Origin of the sequence: Streptomyces sp. DH37 (assembly GCF_029813835.1) — a bacterium.
In the GTDB taxonomy this organism is placed as follows: Bacteria; Actinomycetota; Actinomycetes; order Streptomycetales; family Streptomycetaceae; genus Streptomyces.
In genome coordinates this window covers 1-26,574 of the sequence record NZ_JARVKV010000083.1, presented here as the reverse complement: position 1 = coordinate 26,574, position 26,574 = coordinate 1, and the positions used below count along the sequence as shown (strand labels likewise).

The 26,574-nt window shown below is 75.3% G+C and carries 26 protein-coding genes; 19 read left to right on the top strand and 7 right to left on the bottom strand.

All coding sequences use genetic code 11. The features are described from left to right. Positions 1-97 precede the first annotated feature (97 nt). The 7 genes from QC029_RS27815 to QC029_RS27785 all read left to right on the top strand — a co-directional run bounded on the left by QC029_RS27815 (position 98) and on the right by QC029_RS27785 (position 7,773). Positions 98-1,084, top strand: a complete 987-nt coding sequence (locus tag QC029_RS27815) for a WYL domain-containing protein (protein WP_279558585.1) — start codon at positions 98-100, stop codon at positions 1,082-1,084. A 69-nt stretch (positions 1,085-1,153) separates the two neighbouring features. Next, entirely contained in the window at positions 1,154-2,116 is a 963-nt protein-coding gene (locus QC029_RS27810) for a YafY family protein (RefSeq protein WP_279558584.1), read from the top strand. Positions 2,117-2,184: 68 nt separating this feature from the next. After that, on the top strand, positions 2,185-2,382 hold the full coding sequence (locus QC029_RS27805; protein WP_279558583.1) for a hypothetical protein: 198 nt from the start codon (positions 2,185-2,187) through the stop codon (positions 2,380-2,382). A gap of 266 nt (positions 2,383-2,648) precedes the next feature. Further along, the gene (gene tatA / locus QC029_RS27800) at positions 2,649-2,930 is read left to right on the top strand and encodes a Sec-independent protein translocase subunit TatA (RefSeq protein ID WP_279558582.1); all 282 of its coding nucleotides are present in this window, start codon (positions 2,649-2,651) and stop codon (positions 2,928-2,930) included. A 134-nt stretch (positions 2,931-3,064) separates the two neighbouring features. Then, the gene (gene tatC / locus QC029_RS27795) at positions 3,065-3,985 is read left to right on the top strand and encodes a twin-arginine translocase subunit TatC (protein WP_279558581.1); all 921 of its coding nucleotides are present in this window, start codon (positions 3,065-3,067) and stop codon (positions 3,983-3,985) included. 17 nt (positions 3,986-4,002) lie between these two features. Continuing rightward, entirely contained in the window at positions 4,003-4,920 is a 918-nt protein-coding gene (locus QC029_RS27790) for a diacylglycerol kinase (protein ID WP_279558580.1), read from the top strand. 45 nt (positions 4,921-4,965) lie between these two features. Further along, a complete protein-coding gene (locus QC029_RS27785) occupies positions 4,966-7,773 on the top strand; it encodes a DEAD/DEAH box helicase (protein WP_279558579.1) in 2,808 nt (935 codons plus the stop codon). Positions 7,774-8,174: 401 nt separating this feature from the next. Here QC029_RS27785 and QC029_RS27780 read toward each other — a convergent pair whose 3' ends face one another. Beyond that, positions 8,175-9,080, bottom strand: a complete 906-nt coding sequence (locus QC029_RS27780) for a siderophore-interacting protein (RefSeq protein ID WP_279558578.1) — start codon at positions 9,078-9,080, stop codon at positions 8,175-8,177. A 109-nt stretch (positions 9,081-9,189) separates the two neighbouring features. After that, entirely contained in the window at positions 9,190-10,098 is a 909-nt protein-coding gene (locus tag QC029_RS27775; protein WP_279558588.1) for a 5'-3' exonuclease, read from the bottom strand. 142 nt (positions 10,099-10,240) lie between these two features. Here QC029_RS27775 and QC029_RS27770 point away from each other — a divergent pair, with 142 nt between their 5' ends. Further along, positions 10,241-11,068 carry a helical backbone metal receptor gene (locus tag QC029_RS27770; protein ID WP_279558577.1) on the top strand — a complete coding sequence of 276 codons (828 nt, stop codon included), beginning with the start codon at positions 10,241-10,243 and terminating at the stop codon, positions 11,066-11,068. On the opposite strand, the gene QC029_RS27765 is transcribed toward QC029_RS27770, so the two are convergent. From QC029_RS27765 to QC029_RS27755, 3 genes are all read right to left on the bottom strand, one after another. After that, the gene (locus tag QC029_RS27765) at positions 10,989-11,768 is read right to left on the bottom strand and encodes a gamma-glutamyl-gamma-aminobutyrate hydrolase family protein (RefSeq protein WP_279558576.1); all 780 of its coding nucleotides are present in this window, start codon (positions 11,766-11,768) and stop codon (positions 10,989-10,991) included. The genes QC029_RS27770 and QC029_RS27765 overlap by 80 nt on opposite strands. A 45-nt stretch (positions 11,769-11,813) precedes the next feature. Continuing rightward, positions 11,814-13,319, bottom strand: a complete 1,506-nt coding sequence (gene eat, locus QC029_RS27760; RefSeq protein WP_279558575.1) for an ethanolamine permease — start codon at positions 13,317-13,319, stop codon at positions 11,814-11,816. Between the two features lie 152 nt (positions 13,320-13,471). Next, positions 13,472-14,281 (bottom strand): FadR/GntR family transcriptional regulator, encoded by an 810-nt coding sequence (locus QC029_RS27755; protein WP_279558574.1) that lies wholly within the window; start codon positions 14,279-14,281, stop codon positions 13,472-13,474. A gap of 68 nt (positions 14,282-14,349) precedes the next feature. On the opposite strand from QC029_RS27755, the gene QC029_RS27750 reads away from it, so the two are divergent. The 5 genes from QC029_RS27750 to QC029_RS27730 all read left to right on the top strand — a co-directional run bounded on the left by QC029_RS27750 (position 14,350) and on the right by QC029_RS27730 (position 19,631). Then, the gene (locus tag QC029_RS27750) at positions 14,350-15,747 is read left to right on the top strand and encodes a glutamine synthetase family protein (RefSeq protein WP_279558573.1); all 1,398 of its coding nucleotides are present in this window, start codon (positions 14,350-14,352) and stop codon (positions 15,745-15,747) included. Positions 15,748-15,758: 11 nt separating this feature from the next. Next, positions 15,759-17,147, top strand: a complete 1,389-nt coding sequence (locus QC029_RS27745; RefSeq protein ID WP_279558572.1) for an aldehyde dehydrogenase — start codon at positions 15,759-15,761, stop codon at positions 17,145-17,147. Then, positions 17,144-17,953, top strand: coding sequence for a 3-oxoacyl-ACP reductase (locus tag QC029_RS27740; RefSeq protein WP_279558571.1), 810 nt, complete (start codon positions 17,144-17,146; stop codon positions 17,951-17,953). The genes QC029_RS27745 and QC029_RS27740 overlap by 4 nt, the downstream gene beginning before the upstream one ends. A gap of 53 nt (positions 17,954-18,006) precedes the next feature. Beyond that, positions 18,007-18,939, top strand: coding sequence for a DUF2510 domain-containing protein (locus tag QC029_RS27735; RefSeq protein ID WP_279558570.1), 933 nt, complete (start codon positions 18,007-18,009; stop codon positions 18,937-18,939). A 500-nt stretch (positions 18,940-19,439) separates the two neighbouring features. Further along, a complete protein-coding gene (locus QC029_RS27730) occupies positions 19,440-19,631 on the top strand; it encodes a hypothetical protein (protein ID WP_279558569.1) in 192 nt (63 codons plus the stop codon). Positions 19,632-19,710: 79 nt separating this feature from the next. On the opposite strand, the gene QC029_RS27725 is transcribed toward QC029_RS27730, so the two are convergent. Further along, positions 19,711-20,925 carry an amino acid deaminase/aldolase gene (locus tag QC029_RS27725; RefSeq protein ID WP_279558568.1) on the bottom strand — a complete coding sequence of 405 codons (1,215 nt, stop codon included), beginning with the start codon at positions 20,923-20,925 and terminating at the stop codon, positions 19,711-19,713. 314 nt (positions 20,926-21,239) lie between these two features. On the opposite strand from QC029_RS27725, the gene QC029_RS27720 reads away from it, so the two are divergent. From QC029_RS27720 to QC029_RS27710, 3 genes are read left to right on the top strand one after another with little or no spacing between them, the layout of a single operon-like run. Beyond that, a complete protein-coding gene (locus QC029_RS27720) occupies positions 21,240-22,085 on the top strand; it encodes a hypothetical protein (RefSeq protein WP_279558587.1) in 846 nt (281 codons plus the stop codon). Then, positions 22,082-23,338, top strand: coding sequence for a type VII secretion-associated serine protease mycosin (mycP, locus tag QC029_RS27715; RefSeq protein ID WP_279558567.1), 1,257 nt, complete (start codon positions 22,082-22,084; stop codon positions 23,336-23,338). The genes QC029_RS27720 and mycP overlap by 4 nt, the downstream gene beginning before the upstream one ends. Before the next feature lie 23 nt (positions 23,339-23,361). Then, entirely contained in the window at positions 23,362-24,108 is a 747-nt protein-coding gene (locus QC029_RS27710) for an SseB family protein (protein ID WP_279558566.1), read from the top strand. A 92-nt stretch (positions 24,109-24,200) separates the two neighbouring features. Here QC029_RS27710 and QC029_RS27705 read toward each other — a convergent pair whose 3' ends face one another. Beyond that, positions 24,201-24,608, bottom strand: coding sequence for a DUF1844 domain-containing protein (locus QC029_RS27705; protein WP_279558565.1), 408 nt, complete (start codon positions 24,606-24,608; stop codon positions 24,201-24,203). Between the two features lie 340 nt (positions 24,609-24,948). Between QC029_RS27705 and infC the strand changes: the two genes are divergently transcribed. The 3 genes from infC (at position 24,949) to rplT (ending at position 26,489) form a co-directional block, all read left to right on the top strand. Further along, positions 24,949-25,632 carry a translation initiation factor IF-3 gene (gene infC, locus QC029_RS27700; protein WP_279558586.1) on the top strand — a complete coding sequence of 228 codons (684 nt, stop codon included), beginning with the start codon at positions 24,949-24,951 and terminating at the stop codon, positions 25,630-25,632. Positions 25,633-25,771: 139 nt separating this feature from the next. Then, positions 25,772-25,966 (top strand): 50S ribosomal protein L35, encoded by a 195-nt coding sequence (rpmI, locus tag QC029_RS27695; RefSeq protein WP_093662399.1) that lies wholly within the window; start codon positions 25,772-25,774, stop codon positions 25,964-25,966. Positions 25,967-26,105: 139 nt separating this feature from the next. Then, positions 26,106-26,489, top strand: a complete 384-nt coding sequence (gene rplT, locus QC029_RS27690) for a 50S ribosomal protein L20 (protein ID WP_093662401.1) — start codon at positions 26,106-26,108, stop codon at positions 26,487-26,489. Positions 26,490-26,574: the final 85 nt, after the last annotated feature.

Below are 26,574 nucleotides of genomic sequence, written 5' to 3'. Positions count from 1 at the left end.
CCGGGGCCCCCGCCGTACGGCGGGGGCCCCGGCTTTGTACCGGGTCCGTCCGGAGCGGTACGGTCGACGATCGGGACACGTGGGAGAGAGGGCGTCGATGGCCATTGCCAAGGCCGAGCGGCTGATGAATCTGGCGCTGTGCCTGCTGGGGACCCGGCGCCCCCTGACCAAGCGCGAGCTGCGGGCGTCGATCGAGGCCTACCTGGAGGTCGGCGGAGGGCCGGGCAGGGCCGGCAGCGAGGACGCCTTCAACCGGATGTTCGAGCGCGACAAGGACGACCTGCGCGAGCTCGGCCTGGTCATCGAGACCGTGGAGAACCTGGAGGGCGAGATCGCCTACCAGGCCCGCCGCGACAGCAACCGCCTGCCTCCCGTCGCCCTGGACGCCGAGGAGGCCGCCGCCCTCACCCTGGCCGCCAAGGTCTGGCAGCAGGCCCGCCTCGCCGGGGCCGCCAGCGGTGCCCTGCAGAAGCTGCGCGCCGCCGGGATGCCCCTGGCCGACGCCGGCGCGGACGACCCCTACGCCGGCCACAGCGCGCTGGAGCCGCGCATCCCCGTCCGCGAGGCGGCCTTCGAGCCGCTGATGCTCGCCTGCCGCGACCGGCGGCCGGTCACCTTCGCGTACCGCAAGTCCAACGCCGCCCGCCCCGAGACCCGGCACGTGGAGCCGTGGACGCTGGAGTGCTGGCGCGGCCACTGGTACCTGGCGGGCCACGACCGCGACCGGGGCGCCGAGCGGGTCTTCCGGCTCTCCCGGATCACCGGCCCGGTCCGCTCCCGCGCCGGGGCCTACACGGCCGAGGTGCCCGACCACGTGACCGTCCGCGAGACCGTCGAGCGCTGGGCCGGGGAGATCGCCACCGCCACCGCCCGCATCCGGCTGCGGCAGGGGGCCGGCTACCCGCTGCGCGCCAGGGCCACCGAGGTGCGCGACGCCGGGGACGGCTGGGACGAGCTGGAGATCCCCTACGGCCACGGCCTGGACGCCTGGCTGGTGGAGTTCGGGCCGGACGTGGTCGTGCTGGAGCCCGCCGAGCTGCGGGCCGACGTGGTGGACCGGCTGCGCGCCGTCGCCAAGGGATGACGGGTCCGGCGAGGGCCGGACAGGCCGACAAGGGCTGACAGAGGGCTTGAGAGAAGAGGCACCACCGACATGGCCACCAACGCCATCGACCAGACCCGCCGGATGCTGTCCCTGGTGACGTATCTGCGCGAGCGGCCCGGGGCCCGCGTCGAGGACGTCGCCCGCGCCTTCGGCATCACCACCGACGAGCTGATCTCCGACCTCCACGTCCTGCCGATGTGCGGCACCAGCTTCCGCGGCGGGGACCTGCTGGACATCGACACCGACGGCGAGCGCATCTGGTGGCACAACGCCGACGCGGTGGGCTCCAGCACCGGCGAGCCGCTGCGGCTGGCCGCCGACGAGGCCACCGCCCTGCTGGTCGCCGCGCGGGCCGTCGCCACCCTGCCGGGGCTGCGCGAGAGCGACCGCGAGGCCCTCCAGCGCGCCACCGCCAAGATCGAGGCCGCGGCGGGGGAGAGCGCCGGGGCCAGCTCCCGGCTGTCGGTCACCTTCGAGTCCGAGGGCGGGGTCTTCGCCGACGTCGACCGGGCCATCGCCGAGCGGCGGCGGCTGTGGATCCGCTACTACTCGCCGACGCGCGACGAGCTGACCGAGCGCGAGATCGACCCGATCCGGCTCTTCGCCGTGGGCCACACCTACGTGGAGGCCTGGTGCCGCCAGTCGGAGGCGCACCGGACCTTCCGGCTGGACCGGGTGGCCGAGATCCGGCTGCTGGACGAGCCCTCCGACCCGCCGCCGGTCGAGCTGCGCGACCTGTCCGAGGGGCTGGTCCAGCCCTCCGCCGAGGACCCGCAGGTCGTGATCGAGGTGGGGCCGGGCGGGCGCTGGGTCGCCGAGTACTACCCGCACGACAGCGCCGAGGAACTGCCCGAGGGCGGTCTGCGCATCACCCTGCGCGCCCCCGACCCGGCCTCCCTGCGCCGCCTGGCCCTGCGGCTGGGGCGCGACGGCCGGATCGTCTCGCCGGCGGACCTGGCCGGCAGCGCCCGGGACGCGGCGCGGGCGGCGCTGGCGGCGTACGGGGACTGAGCGGGCCGGAGAGGGGCCGAGCGGGCCGGAGCGCGGCGACCGCGCGGCCGTCCACTACGCTCGCCCCCATGCTCTGGCCCATGTTCTTCCTCGCGCTCGCCTTCTGCGGAACCGCCGTGCTCGGCGTCCTCGCCGTCCGGGTGGGGCTGGAGGTGCGGCGCTTCGCCCGCGCGGTCGGCGACGGCTGCGAGCGCGTCGCCCGGGCCGCCGAGGACCTGGAACGGGCCGCGACCCCTCTGGCCGCGCAGGCGCGGATCGAGCGCTGAGACGGGGCCGGGAAGGGGAACGGCCCGGGACGGTGTGCCGTGGACCACGGCCCGGCGTCGCGCTCTCCATACCCGGACGCCGGGGCGGTAGTCTTCAAGGTGGCGTACGCACGGCGGCCGTGGCCGGCACCGGGATGACGCGAAGGCATTGCCCCGCGTTCACCCCCCGGGGTTACGATCGCTGCCAGCGCACCAGTACGAGGAAGCCCGTCCGAATCAGTAGGGCAGGCACGGAGACCGCCGCCCCGGCGAGAAGGTAGTGGCACATGATCGGCAACCTGAGGCCCATGGAGATCGTACTGATCCTCCTCGTCATCCTGCTGCTGTTCGGCGCCAAGAAGCTCCCCGACATGGCCCGTTCGCTCGGCAAGTCGGCCCGCATCCTCAAGAGCGAGGCCAAGGCCATGAAGAAGGAGAGCGAGAACGAGTCGGCCCAGCAGGACGCCTCCGCCCAGCAGGCCGCGCCCAAGACCATCCAGGCCGCGCCCGGCGACGTCACCAGCTCCCGTCCGGTGAACGAGCCCAACCAGCAGACCACCAAGAACTGACCCGGGCCCAGGCCCCGCGACGGGCCCGGCGCCACCCGCCCAGACATCCGGCACACCACCACTGACACCGAGGACGTGGGTTGCTCAAGTCCGCCCGCACACAGGGGAAACCGCAGAAGGATCCCGAGGGGCGCATGCCGCTCGCGGAGCACCTGCGGGAGCTGCGCAACCGCCTGATGAAGTCGGTGCTGGCCATCCTGGCCGTCACCATCGTGGCGATGGTCTACTACAAGCAGATCGCCGACTTCATCACCGAGCCCGTCCGCGAGTCCATCGGCTGCACCGAGGGCTTCGGCACGGCGGCGGAGAAGGGGGAGGCCTGCGCCGAGATCACGGTCAACGGCCTGGTCGCGCCCTTCACCATCATGCTCAAGGTGGCGCTCACCACCGGTGTGGTGCTCGCGTGCCCGGTCTGGCTCTACCAGCTGTGGGCCTTCCTCGCCCCCGGCCTGCACAACCACGAGAAGAAGTACGCCCGTGGCTTCGTCGCGGCCGGCGTCCCCCTCTTCCTCGCCGGCGCCTACCTGTCGTACATCACGCTGCCGGCCGCGGCCAAGACGCTGATCGAGTTCACCCCCGACGAGACCGGCAACCTCATTCCGCTGGACGACTTCCTCGACATCGTCACGCGGCTCGTCATCGTCTTCGGCATGGCCTTCGAGCTGCCGCTGCTGCTGGTGATGCTGAACTTCGGCGGCATCATCACCGGGCGCAAGCTGCTCGGCTGGTGGCGGATCATGGTCGTCTCCATCACCCTCTTCTCCGCCGTCGCCACCCCCACCGGCGATCCGCTCACCATGCTCGCCCTGGCCGCGCCGATCGTCCTGCTGTACTTCGCCGCCGTCGGGGTCTGCCTCCTCAACGACCGCCGCCGCAGGCGCAGGGACCCCTACGCCGGGCTGGACGACGACGAGGCGTCCCCGCTCGACCACGCCCCGGAGGCGGTCGGCGCGGTCGAGTCCGTCGAGACCCCCGCCGCACTGCCCGAGAGCACCCCCGAGAGCACCCCCGAGAGCGGCCCGGCCCGGCGCAACGGTTACGACGACGCCACCTGAGCCGGTATGGTCCGCGCGTGACCAGCGAGATCACCCTGTTCGTCAACCCCGCCGCCGGTCGCGGCCGGGGTGCGCGAGCCGCCCAGCCCGCCGCACGCGCCCTGCGTGAGGCGGGCTTCTCGGTGCGCACGGTCGTCGGCGCGGACGCCGACGACGCGCTCACCCGGGCCCGCGAGGCCGTACGCGGCGGCACCGGCGCGCTGGTCGCGGTCGGCGGGGACGGCATGGCCTCCCTCGCCCTCCAGGCGGTGGCGGGCACGGACACGCCGCTGGGCGTCGTCGCGGTCGGCACCGGTAACGACATCGCCCGCTCCCTGGACCTGCCGGTCCGCGACCCGGCCGGGGCGGGGCGGGTGATCGCCGGGGCGCTCAAGGCGGGGGAGGGCCGGACGATCGACCTCGGCCGGGTCGGCGGCCGCTGGTACGGCAGCGTGCTGGCCTCCGGTTTCGACTCCCGCGTCAACGACCGCGGCAACCGCATGCGGTGGCCCGCCGGGCGCCTGCGCTACGACGTGGCGGTGCTCGCCGAGCTGGCCGGACTGCGGACGGTCCCGTACCGCGTCACGCTCGACGACGGGCCGCCGATCGAGGTCGACGCGACGCTGGTCGCGGTGGGCAACGGCCCCTCCTACGGCGGGGGCATGCGGATCTGCGCGGACGCCCGGCTCGACGACGGCCTGCTGGACGTCACGGTGGTGGGGGAGTGCAGCCGCACCACCCTGCTGCGGGTCTTCCCGCGCGTCTACAGGGGTACTCATCTCGGCCATCCCGCGGTGAGCGTGCACCGGGCGGCGAAGGTGACGCTGGAGGTCGCCACGCCCGGGAGAGCGGTCACCGGCTACGCCGACGGTGAGCCGCTGGGACCCCTGCCGCTCACGGTCGAGGCGGTTCCCGGGGCGGTCCGGGTGCTCGCGCCGGACTCCGCGGTCCCGTGAGGATCAGGGGTTCTGTCGGCGGCGGCCGGTAGGCTCGTAAGTACGATGACCGAGGACATGTCCCCAGCAGAGCGCTACGCCGCCGCCCGGGTCCGCGCCGCCGAGCAGGCCACCGCTCTGGCTCCCTTCCGCGAGATGTACGACTTCGAGCTGGACGCGTTCCAGATCGAGGCGTGCAAGGCACTGGAGGCCGGCAAGGGCGTGCTGGTCGCCGCGCCCACCGGTTCCGGCAAGACGATCGTGGGCGAGTTCGCCGTCCACCTGGCCCTCGCCCGGGGCCGCAAGTGCTTCTACACCACGCCCATCAAGGCGCTGTCCAACCAGAAGTACAACGACCTGGTCAAACGCTACGGCGCGGAGAGGGTCGGCCTGCTGACGGGCGACAACAGCATCAACTCCGACGCCCCGGTGGTCGTGATGACCACCGAGGTCCTGCGGAACATGCTCTACGCCGGGTCGCAGGCGCTCAGGGGCCTGGGCCACGTGGTGATGGACGAGGTGCACTACCTCTCCGACCGGTTCCGCGGCGCGGTCTGGGAGGAGGTCATCATCCACCTCCCCGACTCGGTGACGCTGGTGTCGCTGTCGGCGACCGTCTCCAACGCCGAGGAGTTCGGCGACTGGCTGGACACCGTCCGCGGCGACACCGAGGTGATCGTCTCCGAGCACCGGCCCGTTCCGCTGTGGCAGCACGTGCTGGCCGGGCGGCGGATGTACGACCTGTTCGAGGAGAGGAACGGCCGCCGCGAGGTCAACCCGGACCTGGCGCGCATGGCCCAGTTCGAGAACAGCCGCCTGCCCTCCTTCCGCGACCGGCGCCGCGGCAAGCCCGTGCGCGAGGCCGACCGCGAGCGGGAGCGGCGCCAGCGCAGCCGGATCTGGACGCCCAGCCGCCCCGAGGTGATCGAGCAGCTGGACTCCCAGGGGCTGCTGCCCGCGATCACCTTCATCTTCAGCCGCGCCGGCTGCGAGGCGGCCGTGCAGCAGTGCCTGTACGCCGGGCTGCGGCTGAACGACGACGCGCAGCGGGCCCGGGTGCGGGAGCTGGTGGAGGAGCGCACCTCCTCCATCCCCGACGAGGACCTGCACGTGCTCGGCTACTTCGAGTGGCTGGAGGGCCTGGAGCGGGGCATCGCCGCACACCACGCGGGCATGCTGCCCACCTTCAAGGAGGTCGTGGAGGAACTGTTCGTCCGCGGTCTGGTCAAGGCCGTCTTCGCCACCGAGACCCTCGCCCTGGGCATCAACATGCCCGCCCGGTCGGTGGTCCTGGAGAAGCTGGTCAAGTGGAACGGCGAGCAGCACGTCGACATCACCCCCGGGGAGTACACGCAGCTCACCGGGCGCGCCGGACGGCGCGGCATCGACGTCGAGGGGCACGCGGTGGTGCTGTGGCAGCGCGGCATGGACCCGGGCGCCCTGGCCGGGCTGGCCGGCACCCGCACCTACCCGCTGCGCTCCTCCTTCCGCCCGTCGTACAACATGGCGGTCAACCTGGTCTCGCAGTTCGGACGGCACCGCTCGCGCGAGCTGCTGGAGACCTCCTTCGCGCAGTTCCAGGCCGACCGCGCGGTCGTCGGCATCTCCCGGAAGGTGCAGCGCAACGAGGAGGGCCTGGAGGGCTACCGCGAGGCGATGACCTGCCACCTCGGCGACTTCGAGGAGTACGCGCGGCTGCGGCGCGACCTGAAGGACCGCGAGACCGAACTGGCCCGGCAGGGCGCCCACCAGCGGCGCGCGGAGGCGGCCGACTCGCTGGAGAAGCTGCGGCCGGGCGACGTGATCCACGTGCCCACCGGCAAGTTCGCCGGGCTGGCGCTCGTACTGGACCCGGGGGTCCCGGCGGGGCGCAGCACCGGCCACCGGGGCTGGGACCACCACGACGGCCCGCGCCCGCTGGTGCTGACCGCCGCCCGGCAGGTCAAGCGGCTGGCCTCGGTGGACTTCCCCGTGCCCGTCGAGCCGCTGGAGCGGATGAGGATCCCCAAGTCCTTCAACCCGCGCAGCCCGCAGTCCCGCCGCGACCTCGCCTCCGCGCTGCGCACCAAGGCCGGCCACCACGAGCCGGGCCGCACCCGCCGCGGGCAGCGCTCGGAGGCGGTCGACGACGCCGAGATCGCACGCCTGCGCAAGGCCATCCGCGCCCACCCCTGCCACGGCTGCGACGAGCGCGAGGCCCACGCCCGCTGGGCCGAGCGCTACCACCGCCTCAAGCGCGACACCCGCCAGCTGGAGCGCCGCATCGAGGGCCGCACCAACACCATCGCCCGCACCTTCGACCGCGTCTACGCGCTCCTGTCCGACCTGGGCTACCTGCGCGGCGACGAGGTGACCGAGGACGGCAGGCGGCTGGCCCGGCTCTACGGCGAGCTGGACCTCCTGGCGAGCGAGTGCCTGCGCGAGGGCGTCTGGGAGGACCTGTCCCCGACCGAGCTGGCCGCCTGCGCCTCGGCCCTGGTGTACGAGGCGCGCTCCGCCGACGACGCGCTGCCGCCGACGGTGCCCGGCGGGAAGGCCAAGCACGCGCTGGGCGAGATGGTCCGCATCTGGGGCCGGCTGGACGCCCTGGAGGAGGAGCACCGGATCAACCAGTCCGAGGGGGTGGGCCAGCGCGAGCCCGACCTCGGTTTCGCCTGGGCCGCCTACCGCTGGGCGGAGGGCGACAGCCTGGACGCGGTGCTGCGGGAGGCGGAGATGCCCGCCGGCGACTTCGTGCGCTGGTGCAAGCAACTGGTCGACGTGCTCGGCCAGATCGCCGCGGCCGCCCCCCAGGGGGGCACGGTGGCGCGCAACGCCCGCAAGGCGGCCGAGAAGGTGCTGCGGGGCGTGGTGGCGTACACCTCCGTCGGCTGACGCGCCCGGTTCGCGGCCCGACTCCCGGCCCGGCACGCGGTGTTGACCGCGTGCCGGGCCGGGGGCGTGTTCGGGCCGGGGGCGCGCCGGTCGGCGGGACACGGGGGCGGCCGGCTGCGGCGGGGTTCCTCCGCGGGCCCCCGTGCGTCCTTCGCGTTCCGGGCGGTCGGTCCCCGTCCCGCCGCCGGGGCCGCGACTGCCGTCGCCGGGGCCCGGCCGGATCCGGATGACGGCTCCTCACACCGTCCGCTCACAAACGGCCTCTCACACCGTCCGCCGTCGCGAAGCCCCCTCCGCCGGACGGAAGGTGGCGGAGCGACACCGCCCGGCCGGCCCGGCGGCGCGGTGCGGCCCGGACCACACGGCGCGGCTGCGGACGGACGCCGTCCGCCGCGACCCGGTCAGCGCCCCGCCGCACCGCCCGGAGAGGCGACCGCAACGGCCGGACCGCCGGCGCCGGAGGCGTCCGCCGGGCCCTCCTGCTCCGCCTCCACCCGTGCGTTCCACTCCCGCTTCGACGCCTGCCAGCCGTCCTCGTCGTGGCCCAGGCGCCAGTAGCCGGAGACCGACAGCCGCTCGCGCGGCACCCCGCGCTCCACGCGCAGATGGCGGCGGAGCTCCCGCACCCAGCCCGCCTCGCCGTGGACGAACGCCTGCACGTCGCCGGGCGGGAAGTCCAGGGCGCGCACCGCCTCGACCAGCCGGTCGCCGACCCGTGCGGCGCCGCGGTGCAGCCACCGCAGCTCCGTGTCCGGGGGCAGGGACAGCTCCTGCTCCTCCTCCGGGCCCGCGACCTCCACGAAGGCGCGCACCGGAGCCCCGCCGGGGACCGCCTCCAGCGAGGCGGCGACGGCGGGCAGCGCGCTCTCGTCGCCCACCAGCAGATGCCAGCCGGCCTCGGGGAAGGGACGGTAGCCGCCGCCGGGGCCGAGGAAGAGGACCTCCTCGCCCGGCTCGGCGCGCGCCGCCCACGGCCCGGCCAGGCCCTCGTCGCCGTGGACGACGAAGTCCAGGGTCAGCTCGCACGCCTCCGCGTCCCAGGCGCGCACGGTGTAGGTGCGGGTGACGGGCCACTGGTCGCGCGGCAGGCGGGCGCGGATGTCGGCGAGGTCGAACGGCTCGGGATAGCGCACGTCCCCGGCCGGGAACAGCAGCTTGACGTAGTGGTCGGTGTACGCGCCCGCCGGGAAGCCGGTCAGGGACTCGCCGCCGAGCACCACACGGATCATGCCCGGGGTCAGGCGCCGGGTGCGCACCACCCGGGCCCGGTTCAGGCGGGGCGTGCGGCGGGTCGGACGGTCTGCCACGGCACTCTCCTCGTGAAGTTAGGTATGCCTAACCTTACGCGATGTGCGTCCGGGCGTCCCGCCGGTTCCCCCGCGGCCGCCGCACGGCCGTCCCGAAACCGTCCCGCGCTCAGCCGCCCAGGGCGTCCAGCAGCCGCCGCAGTGAGCCGCCCAGCCCCCACCGCTCGGCCAGCTCCTCCAGTTCCCGGGCGTGGAGCGGCTCGGCCGGGAGCGCCGGATCGAACTCCGGCAGCGCCACGTCCCCGGCCACCCGCACCACCTTCGGCGCCACGGCCAGGTACTCCCGCGCCGCGTCCAGCCTGCGGCGCTGTGCGGGGGTCAGGGCGGAGGAGGGATCGCCGACGGCGGCCAGGATGCCGTCCAGGTCCCCGTACGCCTCCAGCAGCCGGGCCGCGGTCTTCTCGCCGACGCCCGGGACGCCCGGCAGCCCGTCGCTCGGGTCGCCGCGCAGCAGCGCCAGGTCCGCGTACGCCGTCCCGCTCGCCACGCCGTACTTCTCGCGCAGGGCCGCCTCGTCGACGACCATGGGGTCGCCCATCCCCCTGACGGGGTAGAGCACCCGCACCCCGCGCGCGTCGTCGACGAGCTGGAACAGGTCGCGGTCGCCGGTGACGACGTCCACCGGGCCGCCGGCCCGCCGGGCGAGGGTGCCGATGACGTCGTCGGCCTCGTAGCCGTCCGAGCCGGCGCGGGCGATGCCGACCGCGTCCAGCACCTCCTCGATCACCGGGATCTGCGGGGCGAGGGTGTCGGGGGTCTCCTCCACATCCGGCCCCCGGTCGGACTCCTCCGCCACCCGGTGCGCCTTGTAGGACGGGATCAGCTCGACCCGCCAGCCCGGCCGCCAGTCGTTGTCCATGCAGGCGACCAGGTCGTCCGGGCGGTGGTCGCGCACCAGGCGGGCGATGAAGTCCAGCAGGCCGCGCACCGCGTTGACCGGGGTGCCGTCGGGCGCCCTGACCGACTCCGGCACTCCGAAGTGGGCGCGGTAGTAGAGGGATGCGGTGTCGAGGAGCATCAGGCGTCGCGTGGTCACGTCCCGATCATGCCGTACGGGTCGGACAGCCCGGGGTGCGCGACGGGGCTGTGCGGAAGGCGGGGCGGAACGGGCACGGGACAGGCGCGGGACGGGCGCGGGTCGATACACCTAGGCTGACCGCATGGCAGCCACCCACCGCCACCGGCCCGCCCCGGCACGGACCGGGAGTCCCGGCGCCGTCCGCCGGGTCGTCTCACTGGTGCCGTCCCTGACCGAGGCCGTCGCCGCCACCGGTCCGGAGCTGCTGGTCGGGGCCACCGACTGGTGCAGTCACCCGCCCGGACTGGACGTGGCGCGGGTGCGGGGCACGAAGAACCCCGACCGGGAGCGGATCGCCGCCCTCCGCCCCGATCTGGTCATCGCCAACGAGGAGGAGAACCGCCCCGCCGACCTCGCCGCCCTGCGGAGCGCCGGGATCGAGGTGCTGGTCACCGAGGTCCGCACCCTCCCGCAGGCGTTCGCCGAGCTGGACCGGGTGCTCACCGCCGGGTGCGGACTGCCCCGGCCCGCCTGGCTGGACGAGGCCGAGGCCGCCTGGAGCGCGGTGCGGCCCGGGTTCGACGCGACCGCCGTGGTGCCGATCTGGCGGCGGCCGTGGATGGTGCTGGGCCGGGACACCTTCGCGGGCGACCTCCTGGCCCGCCTCGGCGTGCGCAACGCCTACGCGGACCACGCCGAGCGCTATCCGCGCGTCGGCCTCGGGGAGCTGAACGAGCCGGGCCGGGCCTCCCTGGTGGTGCTCCCCGACGAGCCGTACCGCTTCACCGCCGACGACGGCCCCGAGGCGTTCCCCGGCCTGCCCGCCGCGCTCGTCAGCGGGCGGCACCTGACCTGGTACGGGCCCTCGCTGGCCGAGGCGCCGGCCGTGCTCAGCGCGGCGCTGTCCGGGGCGCTGTCCGCGGCGCCGCCCGGGACGCCGCCCGCCCGGCCCTCCGCTCCGCCGCGCTGACCAGCGCGCGCATCACCCGCAGGTCCCCGGTGTCGTCCGCCTCCGGATGCCACTGCACCCCCAGGGTCCAGGCCGGCGCGCCCGGCAGCTCGACCGCCTCCACGGTGCCGTCGTCGGCGCGGGCGCAGACGGCCAGCCCCCGGCCGAGCCGGCCCACGGCCTGGTGGTGGTACGTCGGCACCGCCACCGCCCGGACCGCCTCCCCGGGGCCCTCCCCGCCCAGCACCCGGGCCAGCTCCGTGCCCGGCACCGGGGTGACGGTGTGCGTGCCGAAGACGCCCGGCGGGCCGGTGTGCCCCTCCAGGTGCTGGACCAGGGTGCCGCCCAGGGCGACGTTGAGCAGCTGCATCCCCCGGCAGACGCCCAGCAGCGGAACCCCGGCGGCCAGCGCGGCGTCGATCAGGGCCAGCTCCCAGGCGTCCCGCTCCCGCGCGGGCGGTCCGGTCCTCGGATGCGGCCGGGCGCCGTAGCGCACGGGCTCGACGTCCGGGCCGCCCGCGACGACCAGGCCGTCCAGCCTCGCCACCGCCGCGGCGGCGGCGCCGGGCGCGCCGTCCGGCGGCAGCAGCGCGGCCAGGCCGCCCGCCCGCTGGACCAGCCGGTGGTACCCGGTCGGCAGCAGCGCGGCGGGCTGGTCCCACACCCCCCAGCGCACCGAGGGCTCCAGATAGGTGCTGACACCGATGAGCGGGGCGGGCACGGGGACCTCCAGTCCGTCGGGGAACGCTCACGAACATCCTCCCCGTCAGCCGCGCTCCAACTCCGCCTCCGCCTCCGCCAGCGCCGCGAACTCCTCCTCCGGCGCGGCGGCCACCAGCCGGTGGCGGCTGTAGAGGCCGAAGTAGCAGGCGGCCGCGGCGTACAGGACGAGGGCGATGCCCGCCGCCCTCGGGTCGACCAGGAAGGTGGCCACCACCGCCGCGCAGGCCAGCACGAGGGCCACCGAGGAGGTGAGGGCGCCGCCCGGGGTGCGGTAGGGCCGGTGCAGCCCCGGCTCGCGGCGGCGCAGCACGATGTGCGACAGCGACATCAGCACGTACGACACCGAGGCGCCGAACACCGCGATGTTGAGCATCCGCGCGCCGTCACCGGTGTACGCCGCCAGGCCGAAGCCGATCGCGCCGGGCACCACCAGGGCGAGCCAGGGCGCCTTGCGGCGGCTGGTCAGGGAGAGGACGCGGGGCAGGTACCCGGCGCGGGAGAGGGCGAACAGCTGCCGCGAACCGGCGTAGATCAGCGAGAAGAAGGAGGCCACCAGACCGGCCAGCCCGGCGTAGTTGACGATCCGGCTGAGCGTGGTGGGCTCGCCGCCGGCCGCCGCCTCCAGGGCGGCGACCAGCGGGTTGTCGGCGTCCTTGATCGCGTCCGAGCCCGCCGCCCCGGCGGCCGCCAGCAGGGTGACCACGGCCAGCACCACCAGGACGCCGATGGCCCACGCCATGGCCCTGGGCATCGTCCTGGCGGGGTCGCGGGTCTCCTCGGCGGCCAGCGGCACGCCCTCCACGCCGAGGAAGAACCACATGCCGAACGGGAAGGCGGCCCAGACGCCCAGCAGCCCGAACGGCAGCCAGGAGTTCGCGCCCAGCGCCTCGCCGTCGCCCGCGACGTCGGTCAGGGAACCGGCGTCGAAGGTGGAGAAGGCGGCGACGGCGAAGACGGCCAGGGCGGCCACCGCGATCCCGGTGACCACGAAGCTGAAGCGCAGCGCCTCGCCGACGCCCCACAGGTGCACCCCGGTGAAGACGGCGAAGCAGGCGAGGTAGACCGGCCAGCCGGAGGTCAGGCCGAACAGGCCCAGCGACTCCACGTAGCCGCCGATGAACACCGCGATGGCGGCGGGCGCCAGCACGTACTCGATGAGGATGGCCGTGCCCGTCAGGAAGCCGCCCCAGGTGCCCAGCGCGCGCCGGGCGAAGCCGTAGCCGCCGCCCGCGGTCGGCAGCACCGAGGACAGCTCGGCGAGGGAGAAGACCATGCAGGTGTACATCAGGCCCATCAGCGCGGTGGCGGCGGCCAGTCCGCCGAAACCGCCCTCGGCCAGGCCGTAGTTCCAGCCCGCGTAGTCGCCGGAGACGACGTACGCCACCCCCAGGCCCGTCAGCAGCAGCCAGCCGGCGCTGCCGCGGCGCAGCGAGCGGCGGCGCAGGTAGTCGTCCTCGGGGGAGGGGGGCGCCGAGGGCGGGCCCTGGCCCGCCCGGCCGGCGGGGGCGGGGGTCGGCGGTACGGGGCTGGAAGGGGTGCCGTCGCTCATGGGCCGCTCCTGCCGGGAGGCTGCTGCGGGACGTACGGGCAAAGGTCAGGGCGCACACCATTGCGGCTCGGCGCGCCGGTGCGCAAGACCCGTGCGGGGGGAGGGCGTTGTGGAGGGGGCGCGCCGGGGAGTGCCGGGGAGTGCCGGGGCGCTCAGAGCAGGAAGCCGCGCAGCAGCGCCGCCGTCCCCGCGCAGTGCTCGCGCGCCACCTCGCGCGCGGCGTCCGCGTCGCCCTCCAGCACCGCGCCGACCAGCTCGGTGTGCTGCCGCTGGGAGTGCTCCAGGTTCCGCACCAGCAGCGGGATGCGGTCCAGCAGGCCGTTGAGCCCGGCCCGCACCGCCGCGTACTGGGCGGCCAGCGACGGGGATCCGCACAGCCCGGCCAGGGTGAGGTGGAACAGGGTGTCCTGCCGCCGGTAGTCGGCGAGCGGCGCCTCGCGGGTGGCGGCCAGGGCGCCGCGCAGCCGCCGCTCCCGCTCGCCGGAGGGCTCCTCGGCGGCGCACAGCCCGGCGGCGCCGACCTCCAGCACCTCGCGGAAGCGCAGCACGTCCTCGACCTCCGCCCGGTCCGGCCCGGGCGCCGCGCCGGCCGGGGCGGACCGGCGTACGAACGTGCCGCCGTACCGGCCGCGCCGGCTCTCCACCAGACCCTCGTCCTGCAGGACGCGCAGCACCTCCCGCAGCGTCACCCGGCTCACCCCCAGCCGCTCGGCCAGCTCCCGCTCGGGGGGAAGCCGTCCGCCGGCGGGCACCAGGCCGAGCCGGACGACCTGGAGTATCCGCTCCAGCGCCTCCTCGAAGCCGCTGCCCGCCCGCACCGGGCGCAGGACGGGCGCCAGCCGGTCCGGGGCGGCGTCCGCGGCGTCCGCGGAGTCCGCAGCTCCTGCGGCGTCCGCGGCGCTCAGGCCGGGCCCGGGAGCCTTCCGGGGTGTGCCGCCCCGGCCGCGCGGGGAGTCGTTCATGACACCTACTTCCCTTCCAAAGGTATCCCTGAATACCTTATGGCTCCGGCTATCCCCAGGAGGCCCCCGTGGCAGACCGCAGACCACCGCTCACGGTCGAGGAACTGAGGCGGCTCGTGGCGGCCGGGGACGTCGACACCGTCGTCCTCGCCTTCACCGACATGCAGGGCAGGCTCCAGGGCAAGCGGTTCGCCGCCCGGTTCTTCCTCGACGAGGTGCTCGACCACGGCACCGAGGGCTGCAACTACCTGCTCGCCGTGGACGCCGAGATGAACACCGTCGACGGCTACGCCATGTCCTCCTGGGAGAAGGGCTACGGCGACTTCGTCCTGCGCGGCGACCGGGACACCCTCCGCCTCACCCCCTGGAACCCCGGCACCGCCCTGATGACCGCGGACCTCGCCTGGCACGACGGGACGCCCGTGGCCGCCTCGCCCCGCCAGGTGCTGCGCCGCCAGCTCGACCGGCTCGCCGAGCGCGGCTGGACCGCGTACGCGGGCACCGAGCTGGAGTTCATCGTCTTCCGCGACACCTACGAGTCGGCCTGGGAGCGCGGCTACCGCGGGCTGACCCCGGCCAACCAGTACAACGTCGACTACTCCGTCCTCGGCACCGGCCGCGTCGAGCCCCTGCTGCGCCGCATCCGCAACGAGATGGGCGCGGCCGGGATGACGGTGGAGTCGGCCAAGGGCGAGTGCAACCTCGGCCAGCACGAGATCGCCTTCCGCTACGACGACGCGCTGACCACCTGCGACCAGCACTCCGTCTACAAGACCGGCGCCAAGGAGATCGCCGCCCAGGAGGGCACGGCGCTCACCTTCATGGCCAAGTACGACGAGCGCGAGGGCAACTCCTGCCACATCCACCTCTCGCTGCGCGACGCCGACGGACGGCCGGTCCTCGCCGGCGGCACCGACGGCACCGACGGCACCGGCGGCGGCGCCGACCCGTACGGCATGTCGGGGACGATGCGGCACTTCCTGGCCGGACAGCTCGCCCTCCTGCGCGAGTTCACCCTGCTGTACGCGCCGAACATCAACTCCTACAAGCGCTTCCGGCCCGGCTCCTTCGCCCCCACCGCCGTCGCCTGGGGCCCGGACAACCGCACCTGCGCCCTGCGGGTGATCGGCCACGGGCCCTCCCACCGCCTGGAGAACCGCCTCCCCGGCGGGGACGTCAACCCGTACATGGCGGTCGCGGGCATGGTCGCGGCCGGGCTGTACGGCGTCGAGAACGAGCTCGAACTCCCCGACGCCTGCACCGGGAACGCCTACGACGGCGACGCCGAGCACGTGCCGGCCACCCTGCGCGAGGCCGCCGGGCTGTGGGAGGCGAGCGAACCGGCGCGGGCCGCCTTCGGCGACGAGGTGGTCGAGCACTACGCCCACATGGCCCGCGTCGAGCAGGAGGCGTACGACACGGCCGTCACCGACTGGGAGCGCTACCGCTCCTTCGAGCGCATGTGAGGGAAGCGACCTTGCCCGAGACCGACCACCCCAGCGAGCACGACGTACGCGATCCGGCCACCGAGGAGGTGATCGCCACCGTTCCGGCCACCACCCCCGCCGCCGTCGACGCCGCCGTCCGCCGGGCCGCCGCCGCGCAGGAGCGCTGGGCGGGGCTCGCCCCCGGGGACCGCGCCCGGCTGCTGCGCCGCTTCGCCGCCGCCGTCGACGGCCACCTGGAGGAACTGGCGGCCCTGGAGGTCCGCGAGGCGGGCCATCCGATCGGCAACGCCCGCTGGGAGGCGGGCAACGTGCGCGACCTGCTGGAGTACGCCGCCGGGGGAGTGGAGCGGCTGACCGGACGCCAGATCCCGGTCGCGGGCGGGGTGGACCTCACCTTCGCCGAGCCGCTCGGAACCGTGGCGGTCATCGTCCCCTGGAACTTCCCCATGCCCATCGCCGCCTGGGGCGCCGCCCCCGCGCTGGCCGCGGGCAACGCCGTCCTCCTCAAGCCCGCCGAGACCACCCCGCTCACCGCGCTGCGGCTCGCCGAACTCGCCCTGGAGGCGGGGCTGCCCGAGCACCTGTTCCAGGTGCTGCCCGGTGCGGGGCCCGTCACCGGGACCGCGCTGGTGGACCACCCGGGCGTCGCCAAGGTCGTCTTCACCGGCTCCACGGCCGTCGGCAGGGAGATCATGGCCCGGTGCGCGGCACGGGTGAAGCGGGTGACCCTCGAACTGGGCGGCAAGAGCCCCAACATCGTCTTCGCCGACGCCGACGTCGAGCGCGCCGCCGCCTCCGCCCCCGCCTCCTTCCTGGACAACACCGGGCAGGACTGCTGCGCCCGCAGCCGCATCCTCGTCCAGCGCCCGGTGTACGACCGCTTCCTGGAACTGCTGGAACCGGCCGTCAAGGCGTTCACCGTCGGCGACCCGGCCGACCCCGCCACCAGGATGGGCCCGCTGATCTCCGCCGCCCAGCGCGAGAGGGTCCGTTCCTACGTCCCCGAGGACGCCCCCGCGGCCATCCGCGGCGAGACGCCCTCCGGCCCCGGCTACTGGTACCCGGCCACCGTGCTCGCATCCGGCCAGGCGGACGACCGCACCGCCGCGGAGGAGGTCTTCGGGCCCGTGGCCGTCGTCCTCCCCTTCGACGACGAGGCCGAGGCCGTACGCCTGGCCAACGCCACCGACTACGGCCTGTCCGGCTCGGTGTGGACCCGCGACGCGGGGCGCGCCCTGCGCATGGCGCGCGCCGTCGCCGCGGGCAACCTCTCCGTCAACTCCCACAGCAGCGTGCGCTACTGGACGCCCTTCGGGGGCTACAAGCAGTCCGGGCTCGGCCGCGAACTGGGCCCGGACGCGCTGGCCGCCTTCACCGAGACCAAGAACGTCTTCATCAGCACCGAGGAGGAGCAGTGACCGAAGCAGCCGGGGCGGGGAAGGCGGCCGGGGCCCCCGTGTGCCGCCGCCTGGTGGGCCGCACCGCGGTCGTCACCGGGGCGGGCAGCGGCATCGGGCTGGCGAGCGCCCGCCGCCTGGCCTCCGAGGGCGCCCACGTGGTGTGCGCCGACATCGACCCCGAGCGCGGCGAGGCCGCCGCCGAGGAGACCGGCGGACTGTACGTACCCGTCGACGTCACCGATGCCGGGCAGGTCGAGGCGCTGTTCCGGACCGCCTTCGACACCTACGGCTCGGTGGACGTCGCCTTCAACAACGCCGGCATCTCCCCGCCCGACGACGACTCCATCCTCACCACCGGACTGGACGCCTGGCGGCGGGTCCAGGAGACCAACCTCACCTCGGTCTACCTGTGCTGCAAGTACGCCCTGCCCCACATGCGGCGCCAGGGCCGGGGCTCCATCATCAACACCGCCTCCTTCGTCGCCGTCATGGGCGCGGCCACCTCGCAGATCAGCTACACCGCCTCCAAGGGCGGGGTGCTGGCGATGTCGCGCGAGCTGGGCGTGCAGTTCGCCCGCGAGGGCATCCGCGTCAACGCCCTGTGCCCTGGCCCGGTCAACACCCCGCTGCTGAGGGAGCTGTTCGCCAAGGACCCCGAGCGCGCCCGGCGCCGCCTGGTCCACGTCCCCGTGGGCCGCTTCGCCGAACCGGAGGAGATCGCCGCGGCCGTCGCCTTCCTGGCCAGTGACGACTCCTCGTTCGTCAACGCCGCCGAGTTCCTGGTGGACGGCGGCATCTCGGGCGCGTACGTCACACCGCTGTAGCCGTTGGGGCGCACAGGTCCTTCCGGGCGCTGGTTGCCGCTACTGTGCACGCCGTGAGCATCACGACACCGCCCGGCTGGTACCCGGACCCCGGGCACACGGGCCCCGGCCCGGCACCCGAGCGCTGGTGGGACGGCTCGTCCTGGACCGGGCACACCCGGTTCTCCCCCGGCGCCCACGACGCGTACGGCCCGTACGGCACCGGCGGCGCGCACGACCCGTACCACGGGCGGCCGTCCCTCCTCCCGCGGGAGGAGGGACGGCCGCCGCGCGGCCCGCTGGTGGCCGCCGTCATAGCCGCGGCGGTCGTGGTGACCGCGCTGATAGCCGGCGGGCTGCTCCTGCTCGGCGGCTCCGGCGACCTCGCCGGCCGCCAGGCCCGGCCCGGGACCTCCGCCGGCGCGGACGAGACGCCCGGCGGCGAATCCCCGGACGGCGGCGGGGCGGGGGAGGGCGAGGACGGCGGTCCGGGCACCGCGGTCGACCGCGTCAACGGCGTCAGCGTCCCCGTCCCGGAGGGCTGGCACGAGGCGGAGACCGAACAGGGGATCTGGCTGTCGTCCGGCTCCTACCCCTGCCCGGGCGACCCCTCCCTCACCTGCGTCCGCGCCGGCGTCTCCCTGCGGGCCGCCGACGACCTCACGGGGACCGACCCCCGGGCGATGGCCGAGGCGGACATCGCCCGCAACGCCGAGGAGTCCTACGACGCCAAGGGCTACGGCGGCATCGAGAGCCACGAGGTGGTCTCCTCCGGCGAGGTCACCGTCGCGGGGCGCAAGGGCCACCGCGTCCGCTGGCGGATCGCCAACGAGCTGAAGCCCGACGCGTACGTGGAGTCCGTCGTCTTCCCCGCCCCCGACGGCAGCGGCCGGATGCTGGTGATGCGCCTGGGCTTCGACGTCCACGCCGAGGCGCCGGACACCGGCGACATGGACCGGATCGTGGCGGGCGTCCGCGCCGCCGACGGCCCCGGCATGGAGGTCTGACCCCGCGGCGCCCCCGCCCCGGCGGCGTCCTCGCTCACCCCCGCGCGTGTTTCCCGGCGGCGCCGAACCCCCGGCCCGCCCCCCGGTACCGCCTGCGACCGAGCACTGCGACGAGCAGCGCAGCGAGCACCGCGACGAGCGGGACCCGTGCGCCCGGACCGTCCAAGCCGCCGTCCCGCCGGGCGCCGGATGCCGTCCCGCCTGGTCGCCACCGCCGTCGCGGCCCTGCCGGTGCTCGGGGCGGTCCTCCTGCCGGTCTCCCTGCGGACCGGCGGCAGCCGGGCCGGCGAGGGCCGCCACCCGGCCGCGCCCGGTTCGCGGGAGCGCGGGCCCGGTCACCGACGTGGACCGGGACTTCCTCCTCAAGGTGCGGCAGGCCCGGGCCGTGGGAGATACCGGTCGGCGGACTGGCGCAGGCCCACGCCCCCGGCGAGGCCGTCAAGCGCGCGGGACGGCACCCGACCGACGGGCGCGCCGGGTCCGACCGCTTCTTCACCGACGTGCCGCGCGCCTCGCACGGCAAGATCCCCGCCACCGTCGGCGAGGTGCGCGCCGCCACCGGGGACGACCCGGTCCGCCGGCACGCCCGCCAGGCCGACCAGACGGTCCTGGACCACACGGAGGTCCCGGAGGACACCGGGCCGGTGGGCTCCGGGACGTTCGAGGAGGTGGTGGAGGCCGTCACCCGGTGAGCCGGCGCGCCGGGGGCCGTGCCCGTCCGCCCGGCCCCTCACGGCCTCCCCGCCGGCCGGGAACGGTTCGCCCGGCGGCTCACAGGAAGGTGCGGCCCTCGCCGCGGTACGTCGGCGCCGTCGACACCACCCGGTCGCCCTCGACCAGGTGCAGCGCCTCGAAGCGCTCGCACAGCTCGCCGGCCTTGGCGTGCCGGAACCACACCCTGTCGCCGATCAGCAGGTCGTCGGCGGGCGGCCCGAGCAGCGGCGTCTGCACCTCGCCCGGCCCCTCGGCCGGGTCGTAGCGCAGCCCCGGCGGCAGGTACGGCATCGGCAGCCGGTCCCGGCCCACCGGGCCGGAGGCCGGGTAGCCGCCGCCGAGCACCGTCACCACGCCCACGCCGGGCCGCCGCACCACCGGCTGGGCGAACAGCGCCGCCGGGCGGCCGGAGAACGAGGTGTAGTGGTCGAACAGCCGCGGCAGCAGCAGCCCCGAGCCCGCGGCGATCTCGGTGACCGCGTCCTCGGCGGCGGTGTGCTGCACGCTCCCGGTGCCGCCGCCGTTGACGAACTCCAGGTCCGGCGCCACCGCCCGCACCGCGCGCACCGCCGCCGCGCGCCGCCCGGCCAGCTCGCGCCGCGCGGCCGACTGCATCAGCCGCACCGCCCCCGCGCGCAGCGGGCGTCCGGGGGGAGCGTCGCCGACGCCCGCGATGTGGCCCTCGTACGCCATCAGGCCCACCAGCCGGAAACCGGGGCGGCGGGCCACCGAGCGCGCCAGCCCGGCCAGTTGGGCGGGGGAGTGCAGCGGGGAGCGCCGCGCGCCGATCCGCACCCGGCCGCCGAGCAGCCACAGCGAGGTGTCCAGCTCCAGGCAGACCCGGATCTCCTCGCGTCCGCCGCCGCGGGCCGCGTCGATCAGGGCGAGCTGCGCGGGGTCGTCGACCATCACCGTCACGGCCGCGGCCAGCCCGGGGTCCGAGGCCAGTTCGGCGTACCCGGCCCGGTCGGCGGAGGGGTAGGCGAGCAGGACGTCGGTGAACCCGGAGCGGGCCAGCCACAGCGACTCGGCGAGCGTGAAGCTCATGACCCCGGCGAAACCGTCCCGCGCCAGCACGCGCTCCAGCAGGGCGCGGCAGCGCACGGACTTGCTGGCCACGCGGATCGGCTTGCAGCCGGCGCGGCGCACCAGATCGGCGGCGTTGGCGTCGAACGCCGCCAGGTCGACGACGGCGAGCGGCGCGTCGAGGTGGGCGGTGGCCCGGTCGTAGCGGGCCCGGTCGGCTGCGGGATCAGCGGTCGCGTCGAACACCCTGGCAGCTTGCCAGAGCCCACCGTGCCCGGGACACCCCCGGTGACGGCGGTCCCGGCCGGGACGCCGGTTGCCGCGACCGTGCCGGATCCCCGTAGAGTGACGCGCACACCACCGCGGGCCACCGGCCGGCGGTGTGGTGTTCCGATACCAACCGGCCTGCCCCGAAAGGGACTCGACGGGGCGGCACAGAACGCGAGGGGGTGCCGGTGAGCACTGAGGCCGACCCGGTTCGGGCTCCGCTCCCGCCCGTCGTACCACCGCGGCCCGCCGTACCGCCGCGGGCTCCCCGGACCGCGGCCACCGCGCCCCCGATAGCGACGGGGCCGCCGCCACCGGCGTTCGCGGCCCCCCTCGCGCACCCGGACGCACCGGCCGCACCGGACGCGCAGGACCCGGGGCGCCGCGTGCGCGGACCGGCCCGTACGGTCGCGGCGGCCGTCTGCCTCGTCCTCGGCTTCGGACTGCTGGGCGGAGCCGCCGCCGGGGCCTGGCTCACCGGCGGATCCGGCGAGCGCCCCGCGGCCGACTACGCCGAGGCGCGCTCCCTGTGGCACGAGATACCCGTCGACACGCTCTTCCCCCGCACCCTGCGCGGCAAGGGCGCCGGGCCGGGGCTGGCCGACCGGCGCTGGATCCGGGCGGCGGTCGCCCCCGACGGCGACTGCGCGGGCGCCTTCGACCCCCTGCTGGCCAAGGTGCTCTCACCGGCCGGCTGCGAACGGCTGCTGCGCGCCACCTACGTGGACGAGACCGGCAGCGGCGTCACCACGGTCGGGCTGCTGTTCACCGAGGCCGACGAGAAGGGCATGCGCGCCCTGCGCGAGCGGTTCGACGAGGAGGACCTCGAACTGCGCACCGACCTGATGCCCCGTCCGTACGCCGCGCGCGGCACCGCCGCCGCCCGCTTCGGCGACGCCCAGCGCGCGAGCTGGACGATCCGGCCGCTCACCGACGCCCCCGTGGTGGTCTACGCCGTCTCCGGCTTCGCCGACGGCCGTACCGTCAGCGAACCGCAGCCGGCCTCCGAGGCCGTCGTCGAGGGCCAGACCACCGCACCCGCGCAGGCGGGCCTCGGCCACGACGCCCGCGGCATCGCCGACCGCGTCGAGCGCGGCCTGCGCCGCATCGTCGCCGAGGGAACCGAGAAGGACCGATGAACGCGACGGACCTCCCCGCCTCCGCGAACCCCCCGCGCGCCCGCCGCGCCGCCGCTCTGTTGTCGGCGCTGTCGGCGCTGTCGGCGTTCTCGGCACTGTCGGCGTTCGCGGTGCTCTGCGCCTGCGTCCTCCTCACCGCGCCCCCCGCCCACGCCGACGACGTACGCGACCGGCAGTGGGGCCTGGACGCGGTGGGCGCCCGCGACGCCTGGAACACCACCAGGGGCGAGGGCGTCACCGTCGCCGTGCTCGACACCGGCGTCGACCCCGGCCACCCCGACCTGCGCGGCCGGGTGCTGGAGGGCAGGGACCTCATCGGCTTCGGTGCCGGCGAGGGCGACCCCCACTGGGCCCGGCACGGCACCGCGATGGCCGGGATCATCGCCGGGCGCGGCCACGGCCCCGGCGACTCCGAGGGCGTCCTCGGCATCGCCCCCGAGGCGCGGATCCTGCCGGTGCGCGTCCTGCTGGAGGACGGCGACCCGCAGCGGAAGAAGGCCCGCGAGGAGCGCGGCGACGCGCTGGCCGAGGGCATCCGCTGGGCAGCCGACCAGGGCGCCGACGTCATCAACCTCTCGCTCGGCGACGACAGCGCCTCCGCCCACCCCGACCCGGCCGAGGACGCCGCCGTCCGCTACGCGCTGGGCAGGGGCGCGGTGGTGGTCGCCTCCGCGGGCAACGGCGGCGAGGCCGGCGACCGGGCCTCCTACCCGGCGGCCTACCCCGGTGTGATCGCCGTGGCCGCCGTGGACCGCACCGGCAAGCGCGCCCCCTTCTCCACCCGCCGCTGGTACGCCACCGTCAGCGCCCCCGGCGACGACGTGATCATCACCTACCCCGACCGCGAGTACTACGAGGGCTGGGGCACCAGCGCCGCGGCGGCCTTCGTCTCCGGCTGCGTGGCCCTGGTGCGGGCCGCCCACCCCGACCTCAGCCCGGCCCAGGTCAAGGAGCTGATCGCGCAGACCGCCCGGAACACACCGCCCGGCGGGCGCAACGACGACCTGGGCAGCGGCATCGTCGACCCGGCCGCCGCCATCGAGCTGGGCGCGGGCGTCGAGCCGCGGCGGCAGCAGCCGGCGGCCGAGCCGTACCCGAGGGAGTACTTCGGCGCGGGTCCGGCCCCCGAGGCCGGGTACGGCGGCCGGCTGGCGCCCGCCGCCGCGGTCGCCGGCCTGCTGCTGGTGGTCTGCGCCGTACTGCTCCACCGGGGCGACCGGCCGCCGGGGCGGGCCGGGGGCCGGGCCGTCTGAGCCCGGCGGCTACCCTCGGACGCGTGGCGCTCAAGAACATCCCCGATCCCGGCTTCTCCGGCGACGACGGCTCGGCCGACCCCGCACTCGGCCGGGCGCTGGCCGCCTGGGCGCGGGACCCCGCCGCCGAGCCGGAGGTCCTGGCCGCGCTGGCGAAGGCCCGGCTGCTGGTGCCGGTGGTCGCCGTCCTCGGCGAGGTGGAGACCCCCGCGGAGGGAGGTCTGCGCCGGGAGAAGACCAGTGACATGGCGGTGCCCACGCTCAACGCGCCGGGCGGGCGGAAGGCCCTGCCGGCCTTCACCTCGACCGACAGCCTGGCCCGCTGGCGCCCGGACGCCCGCCCGGTCGCCGTCCCCCTGCACCAGGCCCTCCGGGCCGTCGCGCAGGAGGGCGCCGACACCCTCGTGCTGGACCTGGCCGGGCCGGTGACCTACCAGCTCACCGGCCCCGCGCTGCTGGCCCTCGCCGAGGGCCGCGCCGGGGCCGCCGCCGACCCCCTGGAGGACCCGGCCGTCGCCGAGGCGCTGCGGGCGGTGCTGGCCGCCGAGCCGGCGGTGAACGCCGCCCGGCTGGGCCCCGGCCGCGGCACCGACGGCGTACTGGCCCTGCGCCTGGACCCGGAGGCGCCGCCGCGCGAGGTCGCCGGGCGGGTGGCCGCCTCGCTCGCGGCGGACGAGACGCTCCGCGCCCGCCTGGTGCGCGGACTGGACCTGGCCCTGCTGCCGCCGGACGGCGCGCTGCCGGGCCGTCCGCTGTACGACCGCGACTGACGCCTCATGCGGCGTCCCGGCCGTCCCGGCCGCGCGCCCGCGCGCTCCCGGGAGCCGGGGGCCGCGTCCCCCGGGGTCCGGGCCCGGGGCCGTCAGCCGAAGACGGGGCCGGTGAACTTCTCGCCCGGCCCCTGGCCCGGCTCGTCCGGCACCACCGACGCCTCGCGGAAGGCGAGCTGGAGGGACTTCAGCCCGTCGCGCAGCGGCGCCGCGTGGTAGGAGCCGATCTCGGTGGCGGCCGCGGTGACCAGCCCGGCCAGCGCCTGGATCAGCTTGCGGGCCTCGTCCAGGTCCTTGTGGTCCTCGCCGCCCTCGGCCAGACCGAGGTTGACCGCGGCCGAGCTCATCAGGTGCACCGCGACGGTGGTGATCACCTCGACCGCGGGCACGTCCGCGATCTCGCGGGTCATCGTCTCGAAGTCGGGCGCACCTCCGGTTCCGGGGCCGGCTCCGGGACCGAGTTCGGGGGACGGGGAGGGGGTGCCGCTGGCGTCGCTCATCGCTCTTCGCTTCCTGCTGGTCGGGGTGCGCCCCAGCCTAGGTCCCGGCCGTCGCGCGCGCGTGCGGCACCGAGGGGAGGAACTTCCCCACCTCCCTGGTATGCTGGGATATCGACCGGTCGGACCATGCTCTCGACGTGACGCCGCACGAACGGCGACGTGAACGGCGCAGAGCGCGATCCGACCCGCAAGTGGAGGCTCCGAAGCTCCCACCCGACACCGACCTCCGGGTCGGCGGGTCACAGGTCAGGCTGCGCCCCGCGGTGTACCGCGGCGGTGCTCCCGGTCAATGAGGAGCCCCGCCTGCGTCCCGTCCGGGGCGTTTTCGCGTCCCGGCTCGGTGGTCACACCAACGCAACCGTGCGCGGCTGTTCGCCAGACATCCGCGTGGCGCAACCGAGGAGGCCCCATCAGCGCCGAGCCCCGCATCAACGACCGGATTCGCGTCCCCGAGGTGCGACTCGTCGGTCCCAGTGGCGAGCAGGTCGGCATCGTGCCGCTTGCCAAGGCCCTGGAGCTTGCCCAGGAGTACGACCTCGACCTGGTCGAGGTCGCGGCGAACGCCCGTCCGCCGGTGTGCAAGCTCATGGACTACGGAAAGTTCAAGTACGAGTCGGCCATGAAGGCCCGTGAGGCGCGCAAGAACCAGGCGCACACGGTCATCAAGGAGATGAAGCTCCGGCCGAAGATCGATCCGCACGACTACGACACCAAGAAGGGTCACGTCGTCCGGTTCCTCAAGCAGGGGGACAAGGTCAAGATCACGATCATGTTCCGCGGTCGTGAGCAGTCCCGTCCCGAGCTGGGCTACCGGCTGCTCCAGCGGCTCGCGGACGACGTCCAGGACCTGGGCTTCGTCGAGTCGAACCCCAAGCAGGACGGCCGAAACATGATCATGGTCCTCGGTCCGCACAAGAAGAAGACCGAGGCGATGGCCGAAGCCCGCGAGGCGCAGGCCGCCCGCAAGGCGGAGCGCCAGCAGCAGGGGAACGAAGCCCCCGCCGAGGAGCGCGCCGAGGCATGATCCGGCGGCCGCCGAGCCGGCCACCGGATCGCACGGGACCCCTTCCCGGGTCCCGGACAGCAACCGAAACAGCTGACGCTGTCGCATGCCGGCCCACGGTCGGCGAGGACGGCGGCACCGACGAGGAGAGAACGGCGACATGCCGAAGAACAAGACGCACAGTGGTGCGAGCAAGCGCTTCAAGATCACCGGCTCCGGCAAGGTGATGCGCCAGCGCGCCGGCCGCCGCCACCTTCTCGAGCACAAGTCGTCCACGCTGACGCGCCGCCTTGCCGGCAAGACCGAGATGGCTCCGGCCGACGCCAAGAAGATCAAGAAGCTTCTCGGCAAGTGAGCCCCGCGCCCGCCGATCCCCGGGACCGGCCGGGCGCAGGACACCGGACACACCGGGACCCCATCGAACCTTCGGGCCGACGGCGCCGTGACACGGCAGCCGGACCACCACACCGGCCCCGCGACAAGGAGTAATTCACGTGGCACGCGTCAAGCGGGCGGTCAACGCCCACAAGAAGCGCCGGGCGATCCTCGAGCAGGCCAGCGGCTACCGCGGCCAGCGCTCCCGCCTGTACCGCAAGGCGAAGGAGCAGGTCACCCACTCCCTCGTCTACAACTACAACGACCGCAAGCGCCGCAAGGGCGACTTCCGGCAGCTGTGGATCCAGCGGATCAACGCCGGCGCGCGCGCCAACGGCATGACCTACAACCGCTTCATCCAGGGTCTGAAGGCCGCCGAGGTCGAGGTGGACCGCAAGATCCTGGCCGACCTCGCGGTCAACGACCCGAACGCGTTCGCCGCGCTGGTCGAGGTGGCCCAGAAGGCGCTGCCGAGCGACGTCAACGCCCCCAAGGCCGCCTGACGACGGCACGGGACGTCACCGGACCCGCGGGCCCTCCAGCCCGCGGGTCCGGCTTTTGCCCCGCCGGCCCGGCCCGCCCCCCGCC

Excerpts from the sequence above, each read along its gene's own strand:
- QC029_RS27815 (WP_279558585.1), top strand. The coding sequence starts at position 98 with ATGGCCATTGCCAAGGCCGAGCGGCTGATGAATCTGGCGCTGTGCCTG.
- QC029_RS27810 (WP_279558584.1), top strand. The coding sequence starts at position 1,154 with ATGGCCACCAACGCCATCGACCAGACCCGCCGGATGCTGTCCCTGGTG.
- QC029_RS27805 (WP_279558583.1), top strand. The coding sequence starts at position 2,185 with ATGCTCTGGCCCATGTTCTTCCTCGCGCTCGCCTTCTGCGGAACCGCC.
- tatA (WP_279558582.1), top strand. The coding sequence starts at position 2,649 with ATGATCGGCAACCTGAGGCCCATGGAGATCGTACTGATCCTCCTCGTC.
- tatC (WP_279558581.1), top strand. The coding sequence starts at position 3,065 with ATGCCGCTCGCGGAGCACCTGCGGGAGCTGCGCAACCGCCTGATGAAG.
- QC029_RS27785 (WP_279558579.1), top strand. The coding sequence starts at position 4,966 with ATGACCGAGGACATGTCCCCAGCAGAGCGCTACGCCGCCGCCCGGGTC.
- QC029_RS27775 (WP_279558588.1), bottom strand. The coding sequence starts at position 10,098 with ATGCTCCTCGACACCGCATCCCTCTACTACCGCGCCCACTTCGGAGTG.
- QC029_RS27770 (WP_279558577.1), top strand. The coding sequence starts at position 10,241 with ATGGCAGCCACCCACCGCCACCGGCCCGCCCCGGCACGGACCGGGAGT.
- eat (WP_279558575.1), bottom strand. The coding sequence starts at position 13,319 with ATGAGCGACGGCACCCCTTCCAGCCCCGTACCGCCGACCCCCGCCCCC.
- QC029_RS27755 (WP_279558574.1), bottom strand. The coding sequence starts at position 14,281 with ATGAACGACTCCCCGCGCGGCCGGGGCGGCACACCCCGGAAGGCTCCC.
- mycP (WP_279558567.1), top strand. The coding sequence starts at position 22,082 with ATGAACGCGACGGACCTCCCCGCCTCCGCGAACCCCCCGCGCGCCCGC.
- QC029_RS27705 (WP_279558565.1), bottom strand. The coding sequence starts at position 24,608 with ATGAGCGACGCCAGCGGCACCCCCTCCCCGTCCCCCGAACTCGGTCCC.
- rpmI (WP_093662399.1), top strand. The coding sequence starts at position 25,772 with ATGCCGAAGAACAAGACGCACAGTGGTGCGAGCAAGCGCTTCAAGATC.